Origin of the sequence: Vibrio hepatarius (assembly GCF_043642085.1) — a bacterium.
Classification (GTDB): domain Bacteria; phylum Pseudomonadota; class Gammaproteobacteria; order Enterobacterales; family Vibrionaceae; genus Vibrio; species Vibrio hepatarius_C.
This window is the reverse complement of the sequence record NZ_JBHZSA010000001.1, coordinates 67,111-91,836: the sequence shown is the minus strand read 5'-3', so window position 1 is coordinate 91,836 and position 24,726 is coordinate 67,111. Positions and strand designations below refer to the sequence as shown.

Sequence of the window (24,726 nt, the reverse complement as noted above, 5' to 3'; positions counted from 1 at the left end):
TATAAAGTCACTATAGTTAGGTATAGACTTGTTCATTAGTGATCGCTAGGCAATAAACTAAAGTAGTAGTCAATTACCTATTTTGGTTTACCCGTGAGAACCATTAATCAATTTTATCAATTCGCCTTCTGCCATCGGCTTATAAAAATAGAAACCTTGGATCTCTTCGATATTCCAGTTTTTCAGTTTCCTTGCCTGTGAAGCGGTTTCTACCCCTTCAGCTACCGTTGTTAGGCCAAGCTCTTGGGCCATGTTAGCGATATTACGTACCAAGCTTTTTGCGCGGTCATTCTCTTCAAGCTGATCAATATAGGACTTATCAAGCTTAACGATATCTAACGGGAAACAGCAAAGCGTACTAAATGAGGAATAGCCCGTACCAAAATCATCAAGCGCAAACAGCACTCCAAGGGATTTGATCATCTCCATTCTCGCAATTACCTCTTCTTCGATTCCCATTAGCATGCTTTCTGTAACCTCAATCACCAATTGGCCTGGAAGTACGTTATAGCGCTGAATGATATGAACAAGATAGTCCGGCAAACCTGGGTGATAAAAATGTGCCGCGCTTAAGTTGACATGAATAGTGAGTGACGTTTTCCCCTGAGAGCGCCTGATTTTGTCAACGCGCGTCATAAATTCGCAGGCCTGCTCAAGGATGCTCTCACCAAGCTTTATGATTTGATGGTCACGCTCCGCTAATGGGATAAACACACCCGGTGATACAAAACCAAATTGAGGATGCTGCCAACGTGCCAAAGCTTCGAACCCAACAATCTCAGCGGTCTTACTATCGACAATTGGCTGATAGTTCGCGTGGATCTCTCTGCTCTTAATCGCATGTTCAAGATCGCGCTTAATCGCTGCTGCTGCTTGTGCTAATTCAAACTCTTCGTTTCCAACACGCAGAAGGCTGGATGGAGGGAGCTGAATTCTGCTTGTTTCAAGGCTATGAATTGATGAGTGCAGCAACTTATCCAATGATTGGTGCGTTATTTCAGGCTCAATAAGTACAATCTGACACCTTAAATCCACCATCAGTGTTTGAATTTGGCGCTTTCTCGATAGGGCTTCTTTAAAACGAATTGCGCCCTGCTCTGCTGTGTCAAAGTCGTCAATAGACTCAATTAACACCAAAAACTCGTGCGAACTAATTCTTCCAACGGGAAACGCAGATAATTCTTCTCCAAATAATTGAGCTACTGATTCAAGTGATTCGTCAAAGATCTGGTGGCCGTAGACTTCGGACACTTGCATGAGGTTTGGAATAGTAATGTAAAGCAAAGAGAATTGATTTGGCTGAGTGTGTACAAGATTTCGCGCCTTCTCCATGATCGCCTTTCTGTTCCACAAGCCTGATAAATGGTCCCGCTCAACCAAGTCTTCAATCATTTTGGTTTGCTTCTTATGCTCTCTCACATCCCTAACGGATAACATAACAGCGTCACGACCTTGGTATTTGATCGATTTCACTTCGATATGACAATCGATCAGTTCACCACTCTTAGTGAGCATCTGAGATTCAAATTGAGTTTGTCCTTGCTGAAACATTCGATACATCGTATCAATTTGACACTCAGGCTTATCGTCATCTGGGCATATTAGATCCAGCGGTTGATGAACGACCTCACCAATATCATAATTAAGCAGCTCCAATGCAGTTCGATTGATCTCAACAATTTCGCGCCCTAAAACTAAAATCATTGCGATGGTTTCACTTTCATAGAGCGCTGCAAATTTTTGTTGAGTATCGTGCAATTGCTCCTTAGTTGCCGATGAATCGCTTGCCAGCGCCTGTACCAGCTTCGTTAACCTATCTAGCTCATCTTTATTTGGTTGGTTAAGACCTTCTAATTGGTACGATGAAAAAAGCTCATCAATATCTTTTTCCAAATCGGAGAAACGCACGGCAACCCTACGACGGAACAATACATAAGTCATTGCGGTTATAACAATCGCCACAAAAGCGACCGCCATAAATAGGTAGCTAAAAAGCACGTTTCCTTTCAAAAAATGAACACGTTCTAAAGTTGTCTTTAGGTGAGCGACCGGTGTACCCGACATACCAACCAGATCTATCGTCTGACTCATATAATGTCGTGATTTTTCAACCTCTGGCGTTAACGATAGCTGATGCGTATGACCTACATGAAAGATCTCGCTCTGAGCAATAAGAATGGATTTAAAATTACCTGGAAAACGTAAAGATAAGTTTTGCCCCCAAATTAACCACCCGGAAGAGGCGGACGAACCATCACTGTTTCGCACCGGTGTTAATGACACAGACCATAGCTGCTCATCTAAAGCCAAAAGCCCGCTATAACTTTCGCGAAATGAATCCATCACCTTGTTCATTGCTTGCACGTGGTGATGGATTGCAGGTTCAGACATAACAATATCGGCAAAACGATTATCAACTTCTTGGTAACGTGCGACAGAATCAATGACATCTCCACGGAGCGTAGTAAATATCATCATATCTAGACCTAGCGAGTCTAAAGACTCTTCAAGAAGGTTCCGCTCTCGGTACTCTTGTACGCTATCACCCAGTAATAACGCATGAGTCTCATCCCAATAGGCCCAATCATACGAGCGCTCTTCAAGCTCCTCGACCATATTGATGATGAGGTTATACGCTTGATCACTGGCTCTCGTTGATTCGACATTTTCGAGGTTATCGAGGCTAACAAGAAAAAAGTAACGGGTGATATATAAGCAGCTTAACGTGACGCCAAGCAGTCCAATAAGGAAGTAGAGTGTCGTTTTGGTTTGTAACTTGAGGTTCAGCAGACGAAATTGCTTCATATAATATTGTTATAATTCTATCGATTTATAACAATATTATATAAAAATCCGACCACACAGTTTGATATGCCTCTAATTTAGTCCATTGATACATGGATTTAAAAATTTCATTCATTGAAGTTATTTAAAATCCGCGACGCTTCCAAAACTCCCCTTCGTCACGAGAAAATACGTCAAACGTTTTGTCGGCAATCACTTTGCGGTTCATGCTAATGGTCATACGCCACTTACCAATATTGGATTCATATCCATCAATCGGGTCAAGTAGCTGGATGGTATCGCCTAAGTAAAAGTCCCAATCATTACTGCCGACATGCATATCTCCAGTGAACGGCTCTAAAGTCTGGCCTTTTTTACCTTTAACTCCTGGGTGTTGAATACAAAATTCAATAACTTCACCCTTGGCCTTTTTGATATTGACGATATAGCCAAATTCTATCTCTTCATCGGCGGGCACTTTAGTTGTGAACTCTTGAATCTTTGGTAGGTGCTTAGACTTAGAATCCCACTCTTTATAAATGCCGTAAGAGAGCATCTCTACTACTGGGCTTCGCTTCGCCATTCTTGCCACCTTTTCTTCATCGTTTCAATAACATGAGGTTCAACGCCGTGAACGTTGCCATAGTTTTCATGGCACTCAATCACTTCAAATTCTGCGCCAAAGCGCTTGGCCATTTTGTAATAAGGCATCATTTCCCAACGCCTTACGAAGGTATTGGAAACCACGACATTGTTGTGATTTGATAGGGATTGTTCCGTCATCGATTGGCACCACTGATGGGCCTCTCCGATTTTCTCTGCTTGATAGCGGTAATTGCCATCAACATCAACGAAATACATATCCGCTTCAAAGTGGTCGACTTTAAACGTCTTGGCTAAGGTGCTTTTCCCTGAGCCGGGAAGACCTCGGATTAGTGTCAGTTTCGCTGTCATAGTAAAGTTGAATAGATAACGGTAGCCGAATCTTAATACAAATGAGTCTAAAATTGCTATCGACATCTCATTCTGATTGCGTTAAGTTTAGAAGTATAGACGTCCATAATAACGCTTAGGGAGTAAGCTGTGCCAATTAAGATCCCCGATCAACTACCCGCATCAGACGTATTACGCACTGAAAACATCTTCGTGATGCCAGAATCTCGTGCATCCACTCAGGAGATTCGTCCACTTAAGGTTTTGATCCTCAATCTTATGCCTAAGAAAATTGAGACGGAAACTCAATTCTTACGTTTATTATCCAACAGTCCACTACAGGTCGATATTGAACTACTGCGTATCGATGATCGCCCAAGTAAAAACACACCGACTGAGCACTTAGATAACTTTTATCGCCAGTTTGAGATGGTTAAAGAGCGCAACTTTGATGGTTTGATCATCACAGGAGCCCCACTTGGTCTTGTCCAGTTTGAAGATGTCATTTATTGGGATCACCTGCAAACCATCATGAACTGGGCTAAAAACCACGTCACGTCGACACTCTATGTGTGTTGGGCGGCGCAGGCGGGACTAAAACTGCTTTACGATTTACCAAAACGTACTCGTAAAGAGAAGCTATCCGGTGTTTACCACCATAAGATTCATAACCCATATCACCCAGTTCTGAGAGGCTTTGACGACACATTTTTAGCACCACACAGTCGTTATGCTGACTTTTCGCCTGAGTACTTAGCAGAGCACACGGATCTTGATGTGTTGGCGACGTCAGATGTCGCGGGCGTTTACCTAGCGGCGACCAAAGACAAACGTAATGTGTTTGTTACGGGCCACCCAGAGTATGACTCGCACACGCTGCATAATGAATATGTGCGCGATCTTGGCGAAGGAATGGAACCTGCGATTCCAGTCAATTACTACCCAAACAACAACCCTGACAATCCACCATGTGCAAGCTGGCGTAGTCACGGCCACCTATTGTTCTCAAACTGGCTGAACTACTGCGTTTACCAGCAAACGCCATACGATCTGGATAAGTTCAGCGAAGCAAACTTCACTAAAGATGATTGATAACATCACCCTATAAATACTGGGGAACTGAAACAAACAAAGGCGCGAATCACATGATGATGCGCCTTTTTTCATTCTTCTGTTTCATTCAAATATTAGTTATCGACCACACTCATCGCATCTCCTTGCCAACAAGCCAATCAAATTTGGTTTAGAGCGTAAACTAGGCATTGCGAACCACGATGAGTCAAACCATGCGCCCAGTACTACTCACCCTTTCACTGCTTCTTTCCGGTTGTATGACCACAGAAGTGACATCAACCACACCCATTGAATCAAGACCGAGAGAACGCTCTGACGCGAGGGTGGAGCTCGGTATTGGTTACCTTAAGCAAGGTAATATGATCAAGGCACGTGAAAACTTTGAAATTGCCCTGCTGCATGACCCTAACTATTCTCGCGCTCAACTTTCACTCGCCCACTACTTTGAACAAGTTGGAGAAACTCAATCCGCGCAAAGCTTGTACTCCACTGCACTCAAGCAACATCCTTACAATGGCGATGTACTCAACAACTACGGCACGTTTTTATGTAAACAGAAACACTATGACCAAGCCGACGATCTGTTCAATCAAGCGATTAAACAGCCGAGCTATTACTTAATATCGGTGAGTTTTGAAAACGCGGCACTTTGCTCATTAAAATCCGGCAATAAGCAAAGAGCTCGAGAGTACTTTCAGCGCGCTTTAGCACACCAACCAGATCGCCCGATATCCTTACTAAACTTGGCCAAATTGGAGATTGAAAATGAGGAGTATACGGATGCTAGACTTAGACTTTTGCGATTCCATCAAAGATATGGCGTGAAGAAATCATCACTAAACCTGCTCATTGAGTTAGAGCAGAAAGCGGGAAACAAAGCCTTAGAAGATGGATATAGACGTCAATTAGAGTGGCTAGATTAAGACTTATTTTTACGAGAAGCATCGCGTCTTGCTTTACGCTTCTTTACTCGATGGATACGGCGGTATTCTTTATAAAGAATATAGATAAAACCTGCTAACCCTAATGCAAAAAGTACTGAGAATAGCACCAGAAAGCTATCGCAGATCCAGGCAGGCTCACAGGGCATATAAATTTCAAACTCCATATGCCCTCCGCTCTATTCGATTAACTTTTTAGCTTCAGCCATTGCTGGCGTTCAACCTCTGATTTAAACGTCCACGCCATGAAACGACTGGTTTTCTGGCCTTGGCTCATTTCGACGATATGAACTTCACACGCGCCCGCTTTTTCGAGATTTTTACGCATCCAACGTACGTTCTCTTTTTTTGAGATTAAGGTGGTAAACCAAAGTACTTGCTTGGCAAAGTCTCGGCTTTCAAATGCCATGTTTTTCACAAAGGCAGCCTCACCACCCGGACACCAAAGCTCGGCTTTTTGTCCACCAAAGTTAAGTATAGGTGACTTGGTTGGCTTCGATTTCTGTGCCGCTTGATTTCGTTTGTTCTTATTTGCCGCTAAGTTATTAATTTTTCTTTCGGTGCCTTGCTGCGCTTCTTGAAGAGACTTATGGAACGGTGGATTACACGTCGTTACATCATAAAACTCGTTTGGTTGGATAATACCTTTGAAGAAGTGACCACTGTCTGCTTGCAAGCGACACTCGACACGACCTTTCAAAACAGCATTAGCTTGAGCAATCTTGTTTGAGTTCTCGACCGAAACCGAGTCAACGTCCGAGCCTACATACTGCCAACCATACTCGGTTGCACCAACTATCGGGTAAATGCAATTAGCACCCACGCCTACATCCAATGCTTTTACCTGATTGTGTTTTAATGATGAACTCTCACTGCCTAATAGCTCAGCTAAACGATGAATGTAGTCAGCTCGCCCAGGAATTGGAGGGCATAAGTAACCCTCTGGAATATCCCAAGACGTGACGTTGTAATGATTAGCAAGCAATGCCTTGTTAAGTAACTTAACCGCTAACGGATCGGAAAAGTTAATGCTTGCATCACCTTTCGGGTTCTTAATGACATGCTTTTGCAGTTCAGGGAGCGCTTTTACCAACTTGGAAAAGTCATACCGACCTTGATGGGCATTACGCTTGTGTAATCCAGCCTTACCTTTAACCGTAACCACTTTCATTGCTGAAACGTTGGCGTCTTGAGTTTGCTTCTTTTGACGATGAGGTTTATTTGGGCGAGTCATAACACTACTTTTTCTTATTAATTTCTTGGTAAATCATGAATAGGCGAGCATCAAGCTCTAACTGATGATAATCCGGCTCCATGTGACAGCAGAGCTGATAAAAAGCCTTGTCGTGCTCTTTCTCTTTAATATGAGCTAACTCATGCACCACCAGCATTCTTAGCAGAGGCTCGGGCGCGTTCTTGAATACGCTCGCAATACGAATTTCGTTTTTCGACTTAATCTTGCCACCGTGCACTTTGGCGACATAGGTATGTAAACCTAAAGCGTTATTGATCAGGTGGATTTTGCTGTCGTAAATCACCTTACTCAACGGCGCTGTTTTCTTCATATAGCGGTTTTTAATCGCCATCGTATATTCAAACAGCGCTTTTTCACTTTTGATGTCGTGATTCGCTGGGTAACGCTTTTCAAACCAAGTGGTAAAGCGACCAGACTCTATCATTTGAGTCACTGGCTCTAAGATGTGTTGAGGATAGCCTTGAATATAACGAAGTAACGGATTCATAGTCGCAGTAATGAAAATAGAGCCAACGGCACAAATATGGGGGCGTAAGTCTACCCTATTCATACTTGCCATTCACGGTCTTTTCGTTAAACTCTGCGCCAGAGATAACCCGTAGGAAACCTAGCATGAAACGACTTGTCCTGTACGTAAAAGATAAATGCCCGCACTGTAAAGACGCGCAGCGCTACTTAGATTCAAAAGGCTACAAGTACAGAATGACCAATGCAAAAATGCAGCGCGGTCGTAAAGAGCTCGACGCGATTGGTGCTCGCTCTCTGCCTGTTCTGAAAATTGGTGACCGTATTATGATTGGTTGGAATCCGGGGAACTTTGAGAAGATCTACAACGCTAAGTAATTTCAATGCTATAAACACCCGCCAATTGAATACAGCAAAAGCATTAGATTGATTAAACTATCACCATAACTATTTGTTTAGAAAGGTCTCATGAAAAACACATAAGTATTATGGTGGTAAAGTGAGGAATATTTCCTTATTAAACATGGGTATAGTACAATTCCACTATATTTATGTGGAATATAGAAACATGCCAGAGAAGAGAAAAAGTACAACTAGAATTGTCTTATGCGTAAGTTGCATTACATGCCTAATCTTTAGCATCATAATGTTAACACTTCTAGTTTTCCTGCCCGCTCCATCTCTTCTTTCCTATCTAGGTTATGCAGATGCAGTTGCTCTAGCAAATGCAACAAACATAAACGACCCGTTCACATCCCATATAGTTGGTGAACTAGTAAAGGATGGAACATTAATAAGCCTCAAAGACGTTTGGTCTTTCCAAACTGGGTTCTACCAAACGATCATCACATTTTTGATTGCTATTAACGGCTTAATCGCAGCTTTCTCTGTTGTGTATATTAAAAACTCTTCTGATGAAAAAGCGGAAGAAACCACGAAGAAATATATGCATAGCGATAGCTTCAACCTAGTTATTAATGACAAGATCAAAGAACAAGCAAACAGAAAACTAAAAATTGTACAGACTGACTTCCTAGACAAAGCAGAAAGAGCATCACATTACATCGCTTCCGTACAAAATTTAGAAGAGGAGAATCGTTCTCTTCGACAGCAAATCAAAGTCATATCAGAAAGAGTTGCATTACTAGACACTGCCGATACCGAAGGTGCTAAAAATAAACTTTCAAGAAAGGAACCGTAAATGGCATTTGTGAGAAAATCAGTGATAAAAAACAACCCTGTACCCGAGTTCGAAGATTTATCCACTCCAGATAATTTGATAGAGCTTGCTGAGAAAAAAGGTATAGATACTGATCCAGTTAATGTATCTGAACTGGCTAGTGCTCTTGGTATCGCAGTAAGATACGAGCCAATGCAAAATGATGATTCTGGCAGTTTAAAAAAGGAACGCAAAAGCGGTAAGTGGGTAATGACCGTTAATTCACTGCATCACCCGCATAGACAGCGCTTTACGATTGCTCACGAAATAGCACACCGTATTAAGCATGCAGCAAACAGTGATTCTTTCTCTGATACGACTTTCTTTAGAAATGGAGATACAAACTGGATGGAAGTGGAAGCTAACCAATTTGCAGCAGCTTTACTAATGCCAGAAGAAAAGTTCATCCATTTTGTAGAAAATGTATCGTCTACTGTCGAAGATATTGCAAAGCACTTTCAAGTATCTTCGATGGCAGTTCGCATACGGGCGCAGGTACTTGGCTTCGATGGGCATAATCTATGAATTTAAATAACATCTTGTACTATCCTATTATCAAAACAAGAGATGGGGAGCTACGCTGTTTCAATCATGTTGACGATGATACCTTCTCAAAGATTCTTCCCATTTATGAGCTCACAAAGTCACGAGTTTCAAAAAAAGCTCCCGATGGTGATATCTATCGCCGAATGAAGCAAATCGCGGAAATACAAGGTAATAGACCTTTTATATTGGATTTAAGTACTGATAGTCGTTACATCAACCCTCAAATAGAACAGTTGCTATCAGAACAACATGGGTTCAAAGAGTGGCAGTATTTCTTGTTCGATCTACATACGGACTTAAATATCATCCCGATGGTTCACATCTACGAAGACGAATTAGGCGAATTTGGAGACGTTGAAGAATTTGTAAGAGTTGCTTCAACTAAAACAGACTTTGTTGCAGTAAGGCTTCCATATGATCTGGAACAACAAGAAATCGAGCACTATCTAGAGCCTATTAGTAATAATTTAGGTGATGGCTGTAAGCTAATAGTCCTGCTGGATGCTGAGTTTGTACGACACCAAGTGGTGGAAGATGTTGTAGATACTTTCTTAGAATCTTGTGAGGGTACAAAGCTCTTTGAAGACAAGATCGCTGCTACCGTAATGCTTTGTACAAGCTTTCCTTCAAATGTAGCCCAAGCTGGTGGTGAGGATATAGCAGGTTCGATCACTATATCAGAAGAAAGTATCTACCAAGGTATCAGCCAAGAATTTCCTATTAGATATGGTGATTATGCTTCAATCAATACTGAACAAATCGAGATGAAAGGAGGAACATTTGTTCCTCGCATAGATATCGCATCTCTAGATGGTAAACACTTCACATATAAGCGTTACAGACGTCACAGTGGAGGGTATGAAGAATGTGCTAAGCATACCGTCAGAGATAGGAAATCTTATGTCTCTTTGGGTGTCTGGGCAGATGAAGAAATCCTTGAAGCATCAAGAGAAAACCCATCGGGTATCAGCCCTGCTTTCTGGATTTCAGTGAGAATGAATTACTACATAAAAACCCGTGTACTATTAAGAGAAATGACGTCTTCTTAATTTAGTTGGTGCTCGTTTCGTAATCGTATAAATATCATCGGAATTTAAATGTTGTGTAGTTTCTTGTTTTAATAATCTTGAAACTACACCATACTTTTCTACGAAATCTTCCCTAGATAACTCCCGTAACTTATCCATGGTCGTGTTTTTTGAAACATATTCACATAGCGCGTTTTTTGAGCGCAAATTAGCTCCGTGAGCCAGCTTTTTTAACTTAGATACACTCTGAACACTTGCGAGCACAAACTTATCATGGCGCTTAAAACGTTTTGAAATACGAACTTGTCTTATAGAAGATCCATCAACAACTAGTATCCCTATCTCCCTAGGTAAAGCGGCCCTTACTTCAGAAAGGTTCTGAGACTCACAAACAACATAGCAATAATCAAAGAATTTTTTATAGCTCTCGATTTGATAATCAAGCCTTGTAACATTATCTCTAGCACTCTTAATCTCATAAGCAGTCAATAACCCCGAATCCAATACTGCTAAATCTGCTCTTCTTTCACCAAACGAGAATGAAACTTCCGCTCCAAGTACAATGTCATCGCTACTCTTGAGAAAATGCTTAACCAAAAGCATCTTAATGTCTAATTCTGTCATTATTCTATACATCTGTATATTTGAACAGTATTATCGTTCAAAGCGCAACAAAGAACAAGAAATTATCCAGTAAGGGACGTGAAGTTTTTAAACATTTTCTTTTCCAGAACAACTCTTCTTCAGCTACCTATGAAAAAATATACGACTTCTTAGGTATTGAGCTGCGCTTCTACTCCATAAGATTTTATCTCGCCGCCTTCGTGCTCTCTGTTTAAAGTTTTTAACTCTCAGGTAAAGTAGTGAGTGCCTTTAGCAGTGACGCAATTTTATCCTGCCTTTTTCGATTAACCTATCGAATGTTACCCCATTGGTTATGTCTGGTAACTTATACAACGCGGTCGTAAAGAGCTCGACGCGATTGGTGCTCGCTCTCTGCCTGTTCTGAAAATTGGTGACCGTATTATGATTGGTTGGAATCCGGGGAACTTTGAAAAGATTTACAACGCTAAATAATCTTAGCCTTGTTGTTTGTACGACCTGATCACCTTATGAGTGTCAGGCCGTACAATTCGCACCACTATCTAAGTGACAACTTCAGAATCACTTCGCTTGCGAGTCACCACGCTTTTCAGCTTTGAAAACACTCCTTTAATATCTTCAAGCATGAGATAGAGACACGGTACTAGTACTAAGGTCAGCAGCGTTGCAAACAGCACAGCAAAGCCAAGTGCGACAGCCATTGGGATGACAAACTTCGCTTGCAAGCTGGTCTCAAACATAATTGGCAAGACACCAACAAAGGTAGTAATTGAGGTTAGTGTGATCGCTCTGAATCGCGCACACCCCGCTTCAATCACCGCTTCTTTAATGCCCACGCCCTTAGCTCTAACTTGGTTAACGTAATCGGTCATCACCAAAGAGTCATTGACGACTACGCCCGCGGCGGCAATCAGACCAAATGTCGACATCATGCTGAGATCGAGCCCAAACCAATAGTGCCCCCATATTGCGCCAGTTAAGCTAAACGGAATCACCGACATAATAATCAGTGGTTGAGCGTAGCTCTTAAGCGGCACTGCAAGCAGAATGTAGACGATAATCATGCCAGCAATAAAGAAGATGATCTGTTCATTTTGCTGGGCTTGCTGCTCTTCTATAGAGCCACCTAATTCACTCTTAACGCCGGGGTAATTAGCAAGAATATCTGGGATGATCTCACTATTCACTTGCTCGACGATTTGGTTTGGTTCAACTAACTCTTCATCAATAGAACCGTATACATAAACGCTGCGATAACCGCCTTCACGACGAATGCTACTAACGCCTGGTTGCTGATTTATCTCGACCACATCGCCAAGCATCACTTTCTTACCTTCCGGCGTGGTAATAACCGCATAACGCAGCGATGAGAAGGCTTCACGGGTCAGTTTCGGGTAACGCACCATGACTTTAATCTCTTCACCATCGCGTAATACGCGCTGCGCCTCGCCGCCATAGAAGCTACCGCCGACTTGAGTGGCAATATCAAACAGGTCTAAACCAAGGTCGTAAGCGACGGGCGCGAGCGACAATAGCACTTCCTGACTACCAGAATCGATGGAAGATGAGATATCGAACAGGCCTTGTTGTTGCTGAAGAGAGATGATCAAATCACGTCCTGCAGCATTGAGGTTTTCTATGTCAGAGCCATACAGTAGAAAGCCAAACTCATCGCCCTTTTCGTCATCGTTGACGTTATCTGACACGTTCAACATCTTTAAGCCAGGGATGCTTGGCAGTCGTTCACGCCAACGCCTAGCCAACTCGAAGGTGTTGAACGGCCTTAGCTCTTCATCCACCAGAGGGATCACTAAACGTCCTTCTTTGCGCCCTTGGCTGAAAGTCAGAATATCACGCACCATTTTCTGACCCGTCTCCTGCTCTATCTCGCTATCAATGGCCAGCACTGTGGATTCAACCAACTTGAGCGCTTCAATGGTTTGCTCACTCGACACATTGTCATTCATCACGAGCTTGATACTAGGAAAGTCATGAGGAACCTTAGGCGAAGGAACAACTCGGACATAACTCGCCATCACCATAGCGACACTTACCGCTAATACGCCGACAAAGGTTGCAAACACACTCCAACGCCAATGTGTACACCATTTAACGAAGTTTTTGTATGGGCCATTGATGAAGCCAAAGAAGCGAGTGTTAAAACGATCTCGCCAACTGCCTTTCTTAATTGGCTTAAACTTTGAGTGTGCCAAGTGCGAAGGTAGAATCAGCTTAGATTCAATCAAGCTAAAGAACAGACAGAGAATTACGATGGATGCGATGCCAAAGAAGAAGGCTCGCTCTATCCCTTTGGACATTAAGAACGGCGCAAACACTGCCATGGTTGTCAGTACGCCAAAGGTCGCAGGAGTAGCAACTCGCTTAGCGCCACGCACGACATTTTCGACGCCACCGCCGTGTTTCTCAATTTCGCTGTAGGCACTCTCACCAATCACAATCGCATCATCAACTACGATACCTAACACCATAATGAAGGCAAACAGCGAGACAATATTGATACTGACACCAATGAATGGCATCAACATAACCGCACCTAAGAAACAGACCGGAAGGCCAACCATCACCCACATTGCTAGCTTAACGCGTAAAAACAAACTCAACATTAAGGCAACCAGCACCGCACCTTGAAGCAGGTTTTTAAGCATCATGTCTAAGCGAGCATTTAAGTAGTAGGTCATATCGACCAAGGTTTTGATCTGCAAGTCCGCAGGCAGGGTTTGATTTTTCTGCTCCAAATACGCCTTCACAGATTCAGCAACCGTGACCATATTCTGATCTTTAGTCGCTTTGACCGAAAGATACATCGCATTTTGGCCAGAATAGCGAAAATAACGGTCATCCTCGGTAAAACCATCTTTAATGGTCGCAATGTCTTGCAGTAATACCTTACCGCCGTTTGCTCCTATCTTAACTGGAATATCGCGAAACTCTTCACCGCTATAGTATTGGTTTTCGATTCGTACCGAGATCATCCCTGCATTAGTTCTGACTTCACCTGCCGAGTAATTGGCCGAGTAGCGTTGAATCGCCCTACTTACATCATTCAACGTTAGACTGTATTTCTGTAGCACCCTTGGCTCGATTTCTACCGCAATCTCATACTCAGGCGCACCGAGGTCAACCAAAGCCACGTTGTTTAACTGCAGCAGTTCATCTTCAATTTGTTTCGCTATCGGTTTAAGCTCAAGTAGCGAGCGATCACCGACCAAAGCCATCTCGATAACATCTTGTCGCCATTCGTATTGATAGACTTGAATCGGCTCCATCGCGTCAGGAAAATTAGAGGTCGAATCGACCTTTTGCTTAACCTTATCCAGGACCGCATCAATGTCTTCATTAACATTGATTTCAAGCTCGATATTACCGCTACCTCGGTACGCGGTTGATACTGACTTTTTAATCCCAGTCACGTCTTTAAGTGACTCTTCCAACTTGATCAGGATACTTTCTTCAATCTCTTGCGGCGAGGCGCCCGGGTATTGGGCACTAACATTGATATAGTTGACCTCAATATTGGGGAACATCTGTCGCTGGATAAAGAAAAAGCTCACCGTACCGATGATCAGTATGAACGCCATCATCAAATTGGCGGCCACTGAGTTATTGGCAAAGTAAGCGATCAGCCCTTTCTGTTTAGACTCTTCCATGACCGACCTCTACTTATCTAGCTGACTGTCTTGAACAGCGACTTCAACTTGCAGCCCGGTTTGCGGATATTCAGGCACGGTCAAAACGATTTGATCATCGTCACTCAAACCTTGATTGATCAGCATGAACTCTTTTTCAGCGCGCAAAACATTGACCGTTCTTGGCTCAAGTTGGTTGTCACTATTCACCACCCACACTTGGCGATTATTGACCAGTTCCTGAGGAAGACGATAAATGTGTTTGAGTTCTTTGCCAGGGAATTGCACCTCAACATAAGAACCAAACTTCATCGGCGTTTTATCGCTTTCTATCGCGTACGGATTATCTACTCTTACGACCATATTGATCATACGAGTACTGCTATCAATCACCCCTAAATCACGATCAATCACACCTTCACGATGAGTATTCTTAATACCTCTTTGAATCACTTGCGCTGGAAGCCCTGCATAATCTCGGGGCAAGAATGCACTATCAAAACCCGCAATCGGGATGTAAATTTCACCTGCTTCAACATTGTTTAATGTGGCTACATGCGCCCCTGCTGAAATAAACTGACCGACGCCGATATCTTTTGCGACCACTAGCGCGTCGTATGGAGCAACAATTTTGCAGTTTGCTAAGTCGCGTTTCGCACGTTTAAGCTCAGCTAACGCCGACTTAACCTGCGCGTCTGCGCTCAACAGTTGTGGCTTACGTAAATAAAGGTCTGTAACCTGTTTTTTAGGAAGGTTTTTAGCCTGGCGCGCTGCAACTTCTGCTTTGGCTTTCTCTTCGATAAGCGCAGCTTTAGCCCCCGCTAGTTGCGCTTCAGCTTGTAGTACTGCCGCTTGATAATTATCACTTTCAATTCTGAATAAAACTTCGCCTCGTTTGACGATGCCACCGACAACAAAGTTAGGATGCCAGTTGACAACTTCTCCAGATACTTGGGAAGACAGCTGAGTGACTTCAACAGGTTGAAGCTCTCCATGACTGGTAATCACAACCTTGTGATCGCTAGAGCTTATTTTGGAAACTTTAACTATTGGCGGTGCTTTCGGTGGTTTACTCTCTAGAGACTCCGGCGCACTTGATGCAATCGCAGAATACCCAGCATATGCGCCACCTAAAATGATAAAAGGCAGCAGCCAACGTAACGGCTTAGTCGTCATTTGAGTTCCTTGTCAGTTTATTTATTATTTATATGAATAGTTGTACGTCTGAATAGTGCTTCGACATCAATTACAGGAAAACTATCCCATTGATTGAAGCATTTTTATAGATATAAATAATATCTTGAGCACGAATCATTATTGAGACTAAATAAAGTAATGCGCAAAGCAGTACCACTTCATATTACTTGGTGGGTATTTGATGCCCTAAGGAATGTCTGGGCATCGAGTGTTAACCTAGATTAAGTTAGCCGAATGTCTTTATCTGAAAGTGTGGGTTGTCCACCAGCACTTCCAATTTTGACAGCGTATCAAGTACAACAAGTTGCTCGGTGGAATCTACGACCAGCTTAATACACTCTTGTTTATCTTCATTGCGCGCAGTATCCAACGCCTTCCCTTCTAGACTTTCACCGTCTTTGAATGTCAGGCGAACCGGATACCGGTGCATACACGCTATCTCAATATAGTCATAGTCACTGCAGCTAATCATCGCACTTACCTACTCTCACTTGTGGTTTATAACACTGCACATCGTCATTATAGATAAACTCAACCTCATTTTTGATGCTGTCCAATTTATCTTTCTGATAATGAGAGACATAAAGGAGCTGACTTAAATTTTCTTTGGCTATCAGCTCTAAAGTATTTTTGACCAAACGACGGCCAAGATAATCTAGCCCTTGGTATGGCTCATCTAGAATCAACATTGCTGGTTGCTTGACGATGGCTCGCGCGATCAAAAGCAGTCGCTGCTGACCATATTCTAACTGCCTAAATGAGGTATTGGCATGCTCTGACATGTGCAAGATCTCAAGCCATTCCCGCGCCACGATGATCTCTTTTTTACTCGGCTGTTGATAGAGACCAATCGAGTCATAAAACCCAGATAGAATCACGTCAATCGCTTTGCAGCTAACGCGGTATTGTAAATGCAGCGCTGAAGAAACCATGCCAATGTGCTGCTTAATCTCCCAGATTGACTCACCGCTACCACGCTGCTTACCAAAGATCTGAATGTTGTTGGAATAGCACTGCGGGTGATCGCCAAATATCAAACCAAGCAAGGTACTCTTACCGCAGCCATTGGGCCCTTTAATCTGCCAATGCTGGCCGTTCTCAATGCGCCAGTTTAAATCGGTAAAAATGGTTTTCTCTGTGTACTCGACACGGCCATTTTGTATTTCGAACACTGGATTTTCAAAGTAATGAGAATGCTGGTAGCGGTGGATTAGCTCCATCATTTGCTCACTCTGCTGCTGAGACTGAGCTTTGATTTGGCTGATGATTGGATGCGACTCCCACTCGTGCTTGTTCATCGTGCTTTCAAGCTTGCCGTGATTAAACAGAGCAATATGATCGATCCATTCTGGGATATCTTCTTCACGGTTGAAGGTGACAATCATTTGTACGCGCTGAGACAGCTCAGATAAGAACTCAGCCAACGCCGCACGATGGGCAACATCTAAGCCAGTAAATGGGTTGTCCAATACAATTAGATTTGGCTCGGTTGCCAATGCTCTGGCAAGCATTACACGGCGTGTCTCTCCGGTAGAAAGCACTCGAAAGCCACTCTGCTTTAGGTGCTGCAGATCAAGCTGTTCAATCAACAGCTCGGTCAGTGACTGCGACTGGCATTGCTCATAGATCAAGTCGTAAACAGCGGTGCCGCTATCCACCTTGTCGAGATAATCCGTTTCGTCTTTTGCGATTTCTTCTTCCAACAGGCGCTGCTGCTCAACCAAAGAGACTTGAGCAATACGGCCTTGGGTTAACTTTAGTGATGCTGCATCTGCTGCTAGCTCACCGCAGAGAAGACAACCTAGCGCAGAACCAATGTCGCCTTCGGTACTAAAGACGCCCCAAGATTGTTTCTCCGCGATGGTCCATTGCTCAATATCAAGCTCATGCGTGCCTAAGTCTAAGTGAAGCTGTTGAATATCAATTTGCATGAAACGGTGTCCCTACCTTTCAAGATTTGCGAGTGTTAACTCCAAATTACTGTAATTGTTTAATAAGTGCGATAGAGATTAAGCAAAGTGTGATATTTGCAGATAAGTGCTTTCATCACACGTATTGCTTAACAAAATCGATAAAGGTTTTGTCGGCAATAGAGAGATAACCGTCCTTTCGCCACGCCAATGCCAGATCCAGCTTTACCTTGGGTTCAAAAGAAATGCCGACCACGTCTTTTTCATGTTGAGTGACCAGTTCTAACAGCGCGGTAATGGCAAACTCATGCTTGACGATACTTAAGATCATTGGCAATAAATTGGTTTCAAATGAGAACAGCATTTCTTTGTCACACAGCTTGGCTTGATTCTCGATAAAGTCTCGGTGGAAATAACCCGCTTTAAACATCACAAGTTCATGTTCAAAGAACTCATCAAACGCAATCGAATCTTGATTAGCAAATTCATGCTCCTTGGCGACAACCGCGACCATTTCAGAGGTGAGTAAATGGTCAGTTTCTAGATCGTCAGGGACATTCTCGTCATTAATCACACCTATATCGAGCTCTCCATCTAACAGCATTTGCCTGATTGAACGGGTTCCGGCATCGACTAACGTCAGCTTAAGGTGTGGATAGCGGCTCTTAAACGCCATGAGCACTTCGGGGAAAAAGTAAGATCCCATCATGCTCGGCGCGCCAAGGCGAACTTCCCCTTTCTCTAGCCCTTTAAGCTCATCGATCGCAAGTTGAGCGTCTTCTAACTGTTGTAATACCCGCTTAGCATGCTCATAAAGGATATGCCCTTCGTCTGTCAGTGAGACTTGCCTCTCTTCTCGGCGAAACAGCTCTACCCCTAAACTCTGCTCAAGCTTTTTAATCGAAACACTCAACGCGGGTTGGGCAATATGCAGCGCTTTAGCCGCCTTGGTAAAGTGTTGATGCTCGGCAACAGCGACAAAATGCTTTAACGGTTTTGATTCCATAGTGGCTATACTAAAAATATATTAGGTTTATATTTTTAATATATTTTATATATCATCATTAGACTGATATTTTGCTCACATAGTTTCCAATCAGATACCAACCATGATCGAACTCAAGAGCAAAGATTACCGCCGCGTCACCTTCAGCCTAGCGCTAGGATCCTTCTTAGTATTTTGTAATCTTTACCTTTTCCAACCAATGCTGCCTTATATGGCAGATTACTTTTCCGTCAGTGAAACCCAAATCAACTGGCTGTTTGCTGCAAGTACATTAGCGCTCTCAGTCTGTCTTGTGCCATGGGCCGTTGCCTCTGAAGCGGTTGGACGACGCAACGTGATGCTATTGGGCCTGCTCGCCATGCCGTTTATTGGTGGCATTATGCTGCTGAGCGACTCGCTATTATTACTCGTATTCGCCCGAGCACTAATGGGCGTTGCCTTAGCAGCTTTTGCTTCTGTCGCGGTGGCGTACATGGTAGAAGAGCTTTCAGAAACCGCCTTTAGTCACGCCATTGGCGGCTACATTGCTGCCAATTCGTTGGGTGGTATTGCTGGTCGTATTGTCGGTGGGACGCTCACGGATGCCTACGGTTGGCAACAAGCAGTGATGGTAATGGCAATATTCACCTTGATGGGTGCCATTTGCGTCGTGTTTCTTTTGCCTAAGCAGAAGAACTTTACCCCGCAAAAAGGGATGCTACGTCAGCACAATCGCGCACTCATAAAACATCTATCGAACAGGACTATCTGGTTTGCAATGCTCATCGGCGGCGTCAATTTCGCCTTATTCGTTAACCTCTACTCTGTAATGGGTTTTAGACTGGTTAGTGAACCACATAATCTGCCTATCGGTTTAGCTTCGCTTATCTTCCTGTGCTATTTAGCCGGGACCATCAGCTCAAAAATGACCTCTCTATGGACGAAAACTCGCAATACGATTTCAGGGATGATGACGGGGACCCTCATCAGCTTACTGGGTATGCTCATCGCCTATATTGATGCATTGCCATTTATGCTATTGGGATTGCTACTTATCAGTTTTGGCGCATTTTTCACTCATACCTTGGCCTATTCGTGGGTAAGCCGCAAAGCAACCCATGCCAAAGCGACCGCAACCGCGCTCTATTTAGTTCACTATTATGTTGGTGGCAGTATTGGTGGCTTCTTCCTGATCTATTGTTGGCAACACGGGGGCTGGGGAATGGTCATCACTGGTGGTCTGTTCCTGTACGCAGCAATCTTCCTGCTATGCCAACTATTGAACAAATTTGAACAAAGCAGCGCACTAACAGAGGAGCATCCCTCAAACGATTCTGCTATTCTTGCGCCAAATACTAAATTGGAAGCAAAATGACAGCCAATAACTCAACACCTAACAACACTGAAATCGTCGCTAATGCTGTCGAGCAATGGCTAAATGATGTGGTGATTGGTCTTAACTTGTGCCCGTTTGCAGCAAAGCCTCAACGTAATAAACAAATTAAGATCTTCGTTAGTGAAGCAGCAACAGAAGAAGCATTACTAGAAGATATTTTGACTCAACTACTAGAACTTGAGTCGACGGAACCAAAGCAGTTAGAAACAACGCTTGTTGCGGTGCCAAACATGCTGCACGATTTCTATGATTACAACCTGTTCATTGATTGGGTCGAAGCACTAATTCGTCAACAAGAGTGGGATGGTATTTTCCAGTTAGCGACTTTCCACCCTGACTACTGTTTCGGTGGTGCACAGCCTGAAGACGCAGAAAACTTAACCAACCGTTCTCCGTATCCGGTGTTCCACTTGATCCGTGAAGAGAGCATGGAGAAGGTACTTAAGCACTACCCTAACCCAGAAGCGATCCCTGATACCAATATCGCCCGCGTTGAGTCTTTAACTGCGCAAGAGAAAGCAAAGCTGTTCCCTTATCTGGTCTAGTTAAATCACATATCTAAGCCATCAGTCTGACTGGTGGCTCTTTTGTTTCGTACATATTCTCGGCTTCAAACAAACACATCAGAAATACCTTAACCCCGTGTCACAACACGCTTATTCGTTGGTTCTTGACCGCTTAAATGGTATCGTTAGCTCTTCAATTAAATGCGTATTAGAGGCCTCGCTATGCAGGTTGTTTTGGTCGAAGACAACGAAATTTTAAATCACCATCTTTCATCTCAGCTTAAAGACCGAAATCACACTGTCTACTCGGATAAAACGGCTTCTGCTTGCTTGCAGACTATCCAAAAGCAGCCTAATGCGGATGTGATGATCATTGATCTCGGTTTGCCCGACTTTGATGGGATTACCCTCATCAAGCAAATACGCCGTAAAGAAATACAAGTGCCTATTTTGATTTTGACTGCACGTGGCGACTGGCAAGATAAGGTGGAAGGGTTAAACGCTGGCGCGGATGACTATCTAACTAAGCCGTTTCAGTTTGAAGAATTAACCGCAAGACTTGAAGCTTTGGTCAGACGTTACCAAGGCTTTGCTTCATCTAACATTACCGTTGGTGATCTTACGTTAGATACGCAGGCAAACAGTATTGTTTTCCAAGGCAACTTACTGAAACTCACCGCTTTAGAGTATCTAATCTTCGAGTATTTGATTCGCCATCATCAACAAGTGATCTCCAAAGAACAAATTGCTAGTTCCCTTTACGATTCAGGGCAAGAAGTTCAATTGAATAACATTGAAGTGATCATTTCTCGCTTAAGAAAGAAGCTTGCCGCTTACAGTGATGTGAAAGTTATCTCTACAATTCGTGGACAGGGTTACCGTCTAACTAGCGGAGAGTAATGTGTGAAAAACATCCTAAAAACTAGCTTTCGCCGTTTAGTAGTTTATGTATCGATCTCTATAACACTTGTTGTAGGGTTGATGCTTGGAATTATGGGATACCAACACCAAAAGTATCGCTTACTCTCTCACTATACTGTCGATATGACAAACGACTTACCTGCATTTTTGAGCGAAATTTGGAGTTCAAACATCTTACCTCCTTTTGACGAATGGCAGAATCTACACCAAAAAGATGCCTCAAATTTTTCAATGTTCATTTGCGATAGCCAAAACAATGAACTCTGGCGATCTGTCTCTGCCGATGCAGAAGAGATACTAAGAGAGATCGACTCCAACTCTGTTACTACAAACCTATGCCTTCACCCAGACCTAACACTCAAGAAAGGCACCATTAACCTGATACGACTAGAAAATGATGCTCATGCCCTCCTGCATACCATTGGCTTAAGTACGAATGACAACGTTCCTGATGGAAGGCTGGTTGCGCTTAAACGAATGAGCCAAAGCACCAAACCTATTCAGCAACTATGGCTTCGCGTACTCGCCTACTCGATTACTGGGACACTAATTACTATTCTGATCGTTTATCTCATTTTTAAGTATGGCTTTCGTCCATTTAACTTGCTTGAGGAAGAGTTGAATAGTATTCGTGCAGGTAAGACTCAAAAGTTAAGTGGAAAATATCCCGAAGACCTTCACAATATAACCTCGGCGTTTAATGAGCTGATGTTTCAACAAAAAGAAAACGAGCAGCGCTACCGTAGAGCCCTTAACGACTTGGCTCATAGCTTAAAGACACGAGTGGCGGTGTCGCAGGCACTGTTGAGTGACATAGAACAAGGTAAGATCGACGCCATTAACCAACAACTGCTCGAAATGGATGACGTGATTCAAGGCCAGTTGAAGAGAGCCTCTTTTGGTGTGAAAGGCATTACCGAAAACTCCACTCTTATCAAACCGGTTATCAATAGCCTACTGATGATGTTTGATAAAGTTCATATGGATAAAAGACTGCAAGTTGAACTGTTTATCTCTAAGGGACAAACGCTACCTATGAGTAAATCAGACATTATGGAAGTCTTTGGTAACATACTTGAAAACACATATCGATTTGCTCAGTCCCGTATCGATATATTCGTGAACAATGGCGAAAGCGGCCTCATGGTCACCATCAATAACGATGGTCCCCCTATTGAGCCTGAAATCCGTGATAGATTGTTTCAACGAGGGGTCAGAGCCGATGAGCAAAACCCAGGAACAGGTTTAGGACTGGCTTTGTGTGATGAGATCATTCACAGCTATAAAGGGGCGATTTGGTTTGAAGATCCAGCTGACCCATCCATGGGTGTCAGCTTGAAAATTATGTTGCCTTATAGCTAACTAACTTTGTGGTTTAAGCTCGATTTCCACTCGTCTGTTTAGGTGGCGTCCATACTCTGAATCATTACTTTTGATTGGGTGTTGTTCGCCATCTGAATTCCCTTCTTTCTTGATATTCAGATAATCAGTAACCGATTTTGAACGCTTAAGCCCTAACACTAAATTGTATTGCTCAGAACCTAGAGAGTCGGTGTTACCAACTACAGCCAACTCACTCTCACTAGCGTCGATACGCGCTTTCACTTGTGAAAGAAGGTAGCGTGACTGCGCATTAAGATCGCTTTTATCAAAATCAAACAGTACTTGCGCTTTTAACTGTGGTTGCCACTGTTCATTGGGCGCAAGAGTAGCGTGACTTAACAAATACTCAGCACAGCTTGCCTCAACACCTACCTGCTGGAGACTTTGTCTAACACTGTCTAGCTGTTCTTGGTTGCCTTTATCGGTTGAAATTTGCATAAACGCACCTTGGTGATACATCACTTGCTGACCGCGTCCTACCACTACTCGCTCTTCGTACTCATTACCGCCCTGCTGACAGTAATAGTAAAGCGCTTCATTGATATAGCTATTTACCGTTTCTGCCATAGCGAATTGACTCATTGGCAATACCGCCAGCAGACACAACTTCAATTTACTATTCATCATTATACTTCTCTGTTATTGCGCCAAGTGACCCACTTCTTCGGTGATCAATGACAAAATTTTGTTCAGGATATCGTCTTTATTTTCAGCCTTGTAAACGTTGTCTTTGCCGACGCAGTTACGCAGACCAACGTTGGCATTTAGGTCATAGTCAAAGCCGATTACTGCCATTCGCGCATTCATTTGCTCCCCATCAGGGGTTTTCATTCCTTTACTGTCAGCCATACCATTGACTGTCATAGGGCCGCCATTAACCATATTCAAAATGTTTTGGCACATACCTAAGTTAACCAACTTCTCCGTTTGGCCTGCATAATGGTTAAAGTCTTCACCATCAGACAAAATAATGATCAGCTGCTTTTGGTTTTGCGCCAGTTCTTTAACGATTTGCCCCGCACGAATAATGCCTTGCAATGATGCAGTACCACCTGACGCCTTAAAGCTGTTTACTTGGTTGATAAAACCATCAAAATCAGTGGTAAAGAAAATGTCCTTAAATACCGCCAAGTCATCTTCGTTCGGAATGCGTTTCGCTTTACCTTTGACAACGAACTGATTGTTGATGGTCTTTTGCGGGTAAAAAACATCGTCTTTATCCCAAGAGCTTGGGTCAGAGTTAAAATCCGTAATACGTTGGTCTCGAATGAGTAGCTTGCCGTTATTACCCGTATTCATAGTACGGCGGTTGTAACCCGTTATTGCGACGCGGTGCGGATGTTCGGGGTATAACTGATTGTACACGCCCAGCTCCTCTGTCACTTGTTCGATAATGTCTTTCAGATCTTCAATTTTGCTTTTGCTGCCCCCAGACCAGTCAAAGTTCATCGAGCCAGAAAAATCGACCACAAAGGTGATATCAACCGGCTGGCTCTGATAACGACGAGCCTTTGAAGAACCAGTTACATCAAAGCTTTCGCCAAAACCTGCGATGACGTCATTACCTGGGAACCAAGATTGATGCTGAGACTGACCCGCGACACGATACTCAAAGAATCTTGCTTCACCCTTTTCAATGCCTGCGGCGCATTCTGGGATCTCTTCACAAGATAGCTTTCTGACCGATACTGCTTCCAACGATTTCATGTCATATAGGTAGTGATCAATGTAATCCTGAGCAAGCTGATGATCTTCTTCATCTTTTGCCGAGACCGCTAATACCGCCGCCTCTGCCGCCTCTTCTAATCGGGCTTTGATTTGCAGTGCTCGCGCACCATCTGAACCCAACATAAAGACGCCAAATAACACCGGAATCATAATGGCAAACAGCATTGCAGCGTGGCCAGATTGTTTACTCATTGAGTGTTTCATT

At 43.3% G+C, this 24,726-nt stretch carries 24 protein-coding genes and 1 pseudogene; 11 read left to right on the top strand and 14 right to left on the bottom strand.

Going from position 1 to position 24,726, the window contains the following annotated elements:
* Nucleotides 1–87: 87 nt before the first annotated feature.
* From ACHUFZ_RS00480 to ACHUFZ_RS00470, 3 genes are all read right to left on the bottom strand, one after another.
* Nucleotides 88–2,805 (bottom strand): bifunctional diguanylate cyclase/phosphodiesterase, encoded by a 2,718-nt coding sequence (locus ACHUFZ_RS00480; protein WP_394125401.1) that lies wholly within the window; start codon nt 2,803–2,805, stop codon nt 88–90.
* A gap of 124 nt (nt 2,806–2,929) precedes the next feature.
* A complete protein-coding gene (locus ACHUFZ_RS00475; RefSeq protein ID WP_394125400.1) occupies nt 2,930–3,367 on the bottom strand; it encodes a DUF3859 domain-containing protein in 438 nt (145 codons plus the stop codon).
* The gene (locus ACHUFZ_RS00470; protein ID WP_394125832.1) at nt 3,346–3,738 is read right to left on the bottom strand and encodes an ATP-binding protein; all 393 of its coding nucleotides are present in this window, start codon (nt 3,736–3,738) and stop codon (nt 3,346–3,348) included. Before ACHUFZ_RS00470 ends, ACHUFZ_RS00475 begins: the two co-directional genes overlap by 22 nt.
* Nucleotides 3,739–3,867: 129 nt before the next feature.
* On the opposite strand from ACHUFZ_RS00470, the gene metA reads away from it, so the two are divergent.
* Nucleotides 3,868–4,809, top strand: a complete 942-nt coding sequence (metA, locus tag ACHUFZ_RS00465) for a homoserine O-acetyltransferase MetA (protein WP_394125399.1) — start codon at nt 3,868–3,870, stop codon at nt 4,807–4,809.
* A 194-nt stretch (nt 4,810–5,003) separates the two neighbouring features.
* A complete protein-coding gene (pilW, locus tag ACHUFZ_RS00460) occupies nt 5,004–5,714 on the top strand; it encodes a type IV pilus biogenesis/stability protein PilW (protein WP_394125831.1) in 711 nt (236 codons plus the stop codon).
* On the opposite strand, the gene ACHUFZ_RS00455 is transcribed toward pilW, so the two are convergent.
* From ACHUFZ_RS00455 to ACHUFZ_RS00445, 3 genes are read right to left on the bottom strand one after another with little or no spacing between them, the layout of a single operon-like run.
* Nucleotides 5,711–5,899 (bottom strand): hypothetical protein, encoded by a 189-nt coding sequence (locus ACHUFZ_RS00455; RefSeq protein WP_394125398.1) that lies wholly within the window; start codon nt 5,897–5,899, stop codon nt 5,711–5,713. The genes pilW and ACHUFZ_RS00455 overlap by 4 nt on opposite strands.
* Nucleotides 5,900–5,919: 20 nt before the next feature.
* Nucleotides 5,920–6,966, bottom strand: coding sequence for a 23S rRNA (adenine(1618)-N(6))-methyltransferase RlmF (gene rlmF / locus ACHUFZ_RS00450; protein WP_394125397.1), 1,047 nt, complete (start codon nt 6,964–6,966; stop codon nt 5,920–5,922).
* A gap of 4 nt (nt 6,967–6,970) precedes the next feature.
* Nucleotides 6,971–7,474: a M48 metallopeptidase family protein gene (locus ACHUFZ_RS00445; protein ID WP_134836381.1), complete on the bottom strand. Its 504-nt coding sequence runs from the start codon at nt 7,472–7,474 to the stop codon at nt 6,971–6,973.
* Between the two features lie 125 nt (nt 7,475–7,599).
* On the opposite strand from ACHUFZ_RS00445, the gene ACHUFZ_RS00440 reads away from it, so the two are divergent.
* The 4 genes from ACHUFZ_RS00440 (at nt 7,600) to ACHUFZ_RS00425 (ending at nt 10,266) form a co-directional block, all read left to right on the top strand.
* Nucleotides 7,600–7,830 (top strand): glutaredoxin family protein, encoded by a 231-nt coding sequence (locus ACHUFZ_RS00440; protein WP_053441595.1) that lies wholly within the window; start codon nt 7,600–7,602, stop codon nt 7,828–7,830.
* 268 nt (nt 7,831–8,098) lie between these two features.
* Nucleotides 8,099–8,653, top strand: coding sequence for a phosphohydrolase (locus ACHUFZ_RS00435; RefSeq protein WP_394125396.1), 555 nt, complete (start codon nt 8,099–8,101; stop codon nt 8,651–8,653).
* On the top strand, nt 8,654–9,196 hold the full coding sequence (locus ACHUFZ_RS00430) for an ImmA/IrrE family metallo-endopeptidase (protein WP_394125395.1): 543 nt from the start codon (nt 8,654–8,656) through the stop codon (nt 9,194–9,196).
* On the top strand, nt 9,193–10,266 hold the full coding sequence (locus ACHUFZ_RS00425) for a beta family protein (RefSeq protein ID WP_394125394.1): 1,074 nt from the start codon (nt 9,193–9,195) through the stop codon (nt 10,264–10,266). The genes ACHUFZ_RS00430 and ACHUFZ_RS00425 overlap by 4 nt, the downstream gene beginning before the upstream one ends.
* Here the strand turns inward: ACHUFZ_RS00425 and ACHUFZ_RS00420 are convergent.
* Nucleotides 10,243–10,869: an MmcB family DNA repair protein gene (locus ACHUFZ_RS00420; RefSeq protein ID WP_394125393.1), complete on the bottom strand. Its 627-nt coding sequence runs from the start codon at nt 10,867–10,869 to the stop codon at nt 10,243–10,245. The genes ACHUFZ_RS00425 and ACHUFZ_RS00420 overlap by 24 nt on opposite strands.
* 327 nt (nt 10,870–11,196) lie before the next feature.
* On the opposite strand from ACHUFZ_RS00420, the pseudogene ACHUFZ_RS00415 reads away from it, so the two are divergent.
* Nucleotides 11,197–11,322 (top strand): annotated as a pseudogene (locus tag ACHUFZ_RS00415) (thioredoxin domain-containing protein); the annotation flags it as partial.
* 68 nt (nt 11,323–11,390) lie between these two features.
* Here ACHUFZ_RS00415 and ACHUFZ_RS00410 read toward each other — a convergent pair.
* The 5 genes from ACHUFZ_RS00410 to ACHUFZ_RS00390 form a co-directional block, all read right to left on the bottom strand.
* Nucleotides 11,391–14,516, bottom strand: a complete 3,126-nt coding sequence (locus tag ACHUFZ_RS00410; protein WP_394125392.1) for an efflux RND transporter permease subunit — start codon at nt 14,514–14,516, stop codon at nt 11,391–11,393.
* A gap of 9 nt (nt 14,517–14,525) precedes the next feature.
* Complete coding sequence (locus ACHUFZ_RS00405) at nt 14,526–15,671, bottom strand: efflux RND transporter periplasmic adaptor subunit (protein ID WP_394125391.1); 1,146 nt, start codon at nt 15,669–15,671, stop codon at nt 14,526–14,528.
* 247 nt (nt 15,672–15,918) lie between these two features.
* Nucleotides 15,919–16,164, bottom strand: a complete 246-nt coding sequence (locus ACHUFZ_RS00400) for a Rho-binding antiterminator (RefSeq protein WP_394125390.1) — start codon at nt 16,162–16,164, stop codon at nt 15,919–15,921.
* On the bottom strand, nt 16,157–17,623 hold the full coding sequence (modF, locus tag ACHUFZ_RS00395) for a molybdate ABC transporter ATP-binding protein ModF (protein ID WP_394125389.1): 1,467 nt from the start codon (nt 17,621–17,623) through the stop codon (nt 16,157–16,159). Before modF ends, ACHUFZ_RS00400 begins: the two co-directional genes overlap by 8 nt.
* Nucleotides 17,624–17,738: 115 nt before the next feature.
* Nucleotides 17,739–18,608, bottom strand: coding sequence for a LysR family transcriptional regulator (locus ACHUFZ_RS00390; RefSeq protein ID WP_394125388.1), 870 nt, complete (start codon nt 18,606–18,608; stop codon nt 17,739–17,741).
* A 103-nt stretch (nt 18,609–18,711) separates the two neighbouring features.
* Between ACHUFZ_RS00390 and ACHUFZ_RS00385 the strand changes: the two genes are divergently transcribed.
* From ACHUFZ_RS00385 to ACHUFZ_RS00370, 4 genes are all read left to right on the top strand, one after another.
* On the top strand, nt 18,712–19,962 hold the full coding sequence (locus ACHUFZ_RS00385; protein WP_394125387.1) for an MFS transporter: 1,251 nt from the start codon (nt 18,712–18,714) through the stop codon (nt 19,960–19,962).
* Nucleotides 19,959–20,528, top strand: coding sequence for a DUF1415 domain-containing protein (locus ACHUFZ_RS00380; RefSeq protein ID WP_394125386.1), 570 nt, complete (start codon nt 19,959–19,961; stop codon nt 20,526–20,528). Before ACHUFZ_RS00385 ends, ACHUFZ_RS00380 begins: the two co-directional genes overlap by 4 nt.
* Before the next feature lie 183 nt (nt 20,529–20,711).
* A complete protein-coding gene (locus tag ACHUFZ_RS00375) occupies nt 20,712–21,389 on the top strand; it encodes a response regulator (protein ID WP_394125385.1) in 678 nt (225 codons plus the stop codon).
* A 93-nt stretch (nt 21,390–21,482) separates the two neighbouring features.
* A complete protein-coding gene (locus ACHUFZ_RS00370) occupies nt 21,483–22,772 on the top strand; it encodes an ATP-binding protein (RefSeq protein ID WP_394125384.1) in 1,290 nt (429 codons plus the stop codon).
* Here ACHUFZ_RS00370 and ACHUFZ_RS00365 read toward each other — a convergent pair whose 3' ends face one another.
* Both ACHUFZ_RS00365 and ACHUFZ_RS00360 read right to left on the bottom strand, forming a co-directional pair.
* Complete coding sequence (locus tag ACHUFZ_RS00365) at nt 22,773–23,420, bottom strand: OmpA family protein (protein WP_394125383.1); 648 nt, start codon at nt 23,418–23,420, stop codon at nt 22,773–22,775.
* 12 nt (nt 23,421–23,432) lie between these two features.
* On the bottom strand, nt 23,433–24,725 hold the full coding sequence (locus ACHUFZ_RS00360; protein WP_394125382.1) for a TadE/TadG family type IV pilus assembly protein: 1,293 nt from the start codon (nt 24,723–24,725) through the stop codon (nt 23,433–23,435).
* Nucleotide 24,726 lies beyond the last annotated feature (1 nt).

Excerpts from the sequence above, each read along its gene's own strand:
- ACHUFZ_RS00440 (WP_053441595.1), top strand. The coding sequence starts at position 7,600 with ATGAAACGACTTGTCCTGTACGTAAAAGATAAATGCCCGCACTGTAAA.
- ACHUFZ_RS00390 (WP_394125388.1), bottom strand. The coding sequence starts at position 18,608 with ATGGAATCAAAACCGTTAAAGCATTTTGTCGCTGTTGCCGAGCATCAA.
- pilW (WP_394125831.1), top strand. The coding sequence starts at position 5,004 with ATGCGCCCAGTACTACTCACCCTTTCACTGCTTCTTTCCGGTTGTATG.
- ACHUFZ_RS00455 (WP_394125398.1), bottom strand. The coding sequence starts at position 5,899 with ATGGAGTTTGAAATTTATATGCCCTGTGAGCCTGCCTGGATCTGCGAT.
- modF (WP_394125389.1), bottom strand. The coding sequence starts at position 17,623 with ATGCAAATTGATATTCAACAGCTTCACTTAGACTTAGGCACGCATGAG.
- ACHUFZ_RS00400 (WP_394125390.1), bottom strand. The coding sequence starts at position 16,164 with ATGATTAGCTGCAGTGACTATGACTATATTGAGATAGCGTGTATGCAC.
- ACHUFZ_RS00380 (WP_394125386.1), top strand. The coding sequence starts at position 19,959 with ATGACAGCCAATAACTCAACACCTAACAACACTGAAATCGTCGCTAAT.
- ACHUFZ_RS00365 (WP_394125383.1), bottom strand. The coding sequence starts at position 23,420 with ATGATGAATAGTAAATTGAAGTTGTGTCTGCTGGCGGTATTGCCAATG.
- ACHUFZ_RS00435 (WP_394125396.1), top strand. The coding sequence starts at position 8,099 with ATGTTAACACTTCTAGTTTTCCTGCCCGCTCCATCTCTTCTTTCCTAT.
- ACHUFZ_RS00405 (WP_394125391.1), bottom strand. The coding sequence starts at position 15,671 with ATGACGACTAAGCCGTTACGTTGGCTGCTGCCTTTTATCATTTTAGGT.
- ACHUFZ_RS00445 (WP_134836381.1), bottom strand. The coding sequence starts at position 7,474 with ATGAATCCGTTACTTCGTTATATTCAAGGCTATCCTCAACACATCTTA.
- ACHUFZ_RS00420 (WP_394125393.1), bottom strand. The coding sequence starts at position 10,869 with ATGACAGAATTAGACATTAAGATGCTTTTGGTTAAGCATTTTCTCAAG.
- ACHUFZ_RS00470 (WP_394125832.1), bottom strand. The coding sequence starts at position 3,738 with ATGACAGCGAAACTGACACTAATCCGAGGTCTTCCCGGCTCAGGGAAA.
- ACHUFZ_RS00430 (WP_394125395.1), top strand. The coding sequence starts at position 8,654 with ATGGCATTTGTGAGAAAATCAGTGATAAAAAACAACCCTGTACCCGAG.
- ACHUFZ_RS00475 (WP_394125400.1), bottom strand. The coding sequence starts at position 3,367 with ATGGCGAAGCGAAGCCCAGTAGTAGAGATGCTCTCTTACGGCATTTAT.
- ACHUFZ_RS00360 (WP_394125382.1), bottom strand. The coding sequence starts at position 24,725 with ATGAAACACTCAATGAGTAAACAATCTGGCCACGCTGCAATGCTGTTT.
- ACHUFZ_RS00425 (WP_394125394.1), top strand. The coding sequence starts at position 9,193 with ATGAATTTAAATAACATCTTGTACTATCCTATTATCAAAACAAGAGAT.
- ACHUFZ_RS00410 (WP_394125392.1), bottom strand. The coding sequence starts at position 14,516 with ATGGAAGAGTCTAAACAGAAAGGGCTGATCGCTTACTTTGCCAATAAC.
- ACHUFZ_RS00370 (WP_394125384.1), top strand. The coding sequence starts at position 21,483 with ATGGGATACCAACACCAAAAGTATCGCTTACTCTCTCACTATACTGTC.
- ACHUFZ_RS00480 (WP_394125401.1), bottom strand. The coding sequence starts at position 2,805 with ATGAAGCAATTTCGTCTGCTGAACCTCAAGTTACAAACCAAAACGACA.
- ACHUFZ_RS00375 (WP_394125385.1), top strand. The coding sequence starts at position 20,712 with ATGCAGGTTGTTTTGGTCGAAGACAACGAAATTTTAAATCACCATCTT.
- ACHUFZ_RS00385 (WP_394125387.1), top strand. The coding sequence starts at position 18,712 with ATGATCGAACTCAAGAGCAAAGATTACCGCCGCGTCACCTTCAGCCTA.
- rlmF (WP_394125397.1), bottom strand. The coding sequence starts at position 6,966 with ATGACTCGCCCAAATAAACCTCATCGTCAAAAGAAGCAAACTCAAGAC.